The organism is Streptomyces sp. NPDC006711 (assembly GCF_042869775.1).
Classification (GTDB): Bacteria; Actinomycetota; Actinomycetes; order Streptomycetales; family Streptomycetaceae; genus Streptomyces.
Genome location: NZ_JBIAGO010000044.1, coordinates 1 through 1,709, shown reverse-complemented (window position 1 = coordinate 1,709; position 1,709 = coordinate 1). Strand labels below are relative to the sequence as shown.

Sequence of the window (1,709 nt, the reverse complement as noted above, 5' to 3'; positions counted from 1 at the left end):
GACACTCAGCGGCATCGCTGTCCCGGCTCTCGGCTGCCGGCGGCACAGGCGCTTAGAAGATGCGGGCACGCCACGGTGGGGCGGCCGGATCGTCCCGTGCCGCTTCCGCCCCGGGCCGCCGAGCGGTGCCGCCGTCCGCCGTCGTTGCCGTCACTGACGTCGGCGGCGGAGCTTGGTAAACACCCGTGTCAGGCGGGTAAGGGGTTTCATGCTGCTGGGGCAGTGTCAGTGAGGGCTGGCACCCTGTTCGCGTCAGGCATCGCCGAAGCAGGAGTGATCCGTTGCCCAAGAAGAAGGCCGGAAGGAAGAGCACCCATAGGCAGCCGACCAAGGGCAAGCCTATAGCGCTCTATCACGATATGGCAGTATATGAGAACTTTGAGCGCTGCGCCCCTCGAATTTTCGCAGTCATTCATAAGGCGCAAAAAATGAAACCTAATACCCCGCGAATCCTCTATTTTGACGTACAGGGGCACCGGAGTAGCCAAAACGGCTACGACCGAGACTCATGGGAGATGATCCGGCATTTCCTCCCAGAGGTCGCACTTCCCTACCTGACCGAGTTACATACCCCGATGTACACCGCAAAAAATCCCCAGCGGCAGGACAACGGAGTACCCGCTGAGATGCAGATCGGGTATCCGGAAGGCGAGGAGAATTCTTTTTGGTATGACATTGAATCACTCCCGTTGCGCACAAGGGAGGTCGAAGGGAGCAGCAGAAAGACGTACCCGACTAAGCAGGCCATCATGGATTACCTCGGGATCGCCGAGGAGTGCTTGATCTGCTGGGGCTCCCCGGTAGAACGGGCCCACGTCGTCCCCGCCTCCCTGGGAGGATCTATGGATGGTCGCAACTTTGCCCTTCTTTGTGTGGATCACCATAAACAGGCGCCGGATATAGCGGATGCAGAGGCCTTCTGGGCCTGGGTTGACTATGCGGAGCTGCGAGATTCCGGAAGTAAGTGGTTGCGGGCGCCAGAGAAGGTGAAGCTATGGGTGAAAGCCAGTGGTGGCAGAACTGAGCTAATCGACCGTGGCGAGATGGAATTTCTCGCTGCCGTGCAATTTGAGCTGCGCCACTTGTATGGCTGGGCGGATGAGGATTTCAAGGCGGTCTCTTGGGAGTTTATAGAGGAATATCATCGCGTACTGGATGTGGCCACCGGGCGTCATTTTGCCGTCGAGAAGAAGGTCTCCACCCATGCCTGGGCTTACCACGTGGCCCGTCTGCGGTTGGCTGCTCGTTAGCTGCAGCGCGTCAGTGCAGTGTCGCCCGCACCGCTGATCCGTGTAGGCGGCTTCACAGCACCTGAAGCGTGCTGGTTTCGCTGTCCGCCCGTCGCTCGCCTCAGAACAACTTCAACTGATCACTGGCGGCCGGTAGCTGCGGCCGGCCGCATTGCCGATCAACGTCCTGAGCTGCCGCCGAGCCGTCGGCACCTGTCCACGTCGGTCATTATTGAGCGCCCCTCCACGACCCGAGTACGGCCCGGGAGGGCGCTCGTGTGTAAGTGCCCGCCGTCGCTTCTCGTCCTGCTCACAGTGCGTTGCCGTCCTGCGTAGTCAATCATTCATTGACGGGCATGCGTTCTCTGACCGAGACCTTCAGGCCCCCCACCTGCGACGTTTCGGGCCGAGGGACCCTTATAGGCTCGGATAACATTTTCCTCTTCTGTAGCCCCTTTCTTCGCGAGTGCCACCATTACT

Annotated in this window: 1 protein-coding gene; it reads left to right on the top strand. The window is 60.0% G+C overall.

The features are described 5' to 3' along the window. Positions 1-281: 281 nt before the first annotated feature. Positions 282-1,250 carry a hypothetical protein gene (locus ACFYM2_RS34735; RefSeq protein ID WP_388841885.1) on the top strand — a complete coding sequence of 323 codons (969 nt, stop codon included), beginning with the start codon at positions 282-284 and terminating at the stop codon, positions 1,248-1,250. The last annotated feature ends 459 nt before the right edge of the window (positions 1,251-1,709 follow it).